Raw genomic sequence first — 345 nt, 5'->3', positions numbered from 1 at the left:
CAACTTCCGAGTCTGAAAGCGAATCAGCTTCAGAATCCGAAAGTGAATCAACTTCCGAGTCCGAATCCGAGAGCGAGTCAGCATCCGAATCAGAGAGCGTATCCACTTCCGAATCTGAGAGCACCTCAACTTCAGAGTCTGAAAGCGAATCAGCTTCAGAATCCGAAAGTGAATCGACTTCCGAATCTGAGAGTGAGTCAGCATCCGAATCAGAGAGCGAATCAACTTCCGAGTCCGAATCCGAGAGCACCTCAACTTCCGAGTCTGAAAGTGAGTCAGCATCCGAATCAGAGAGCGTATCAACTTCCGAATCCGAGAGCACCTCAACTTCCGAGTCTGAAAGCA

Annotated in this window: 1 protein-coding gene; it reads right to left on the bottom strand. The window is 49.3% G+C overall.

Annotated features, from left to right (window positions below):
• Positions 1-345, bottom strand: a 345-nt coding sequence (locus tag OCH80_RS10080) for a hypothetical protein (protein ID WP_404540624.1), incomplete at both ends; no start/stop codon positions are given.

The organism is Lactobacillus sp. 23-2 (assembly GCF_044902225.1).
Classification (GTDB): Bacteria; Bacillota; Bacilli; order Lactobacillales; family Lactobacillaceae; genus Lactobacillus; species Lactobacillus absianus.
The sequence above is the reverse complement of the archived record's forward strand: the minus strand, read 5'-3'. Positions and strand labels throughout refer to the sequence as shown.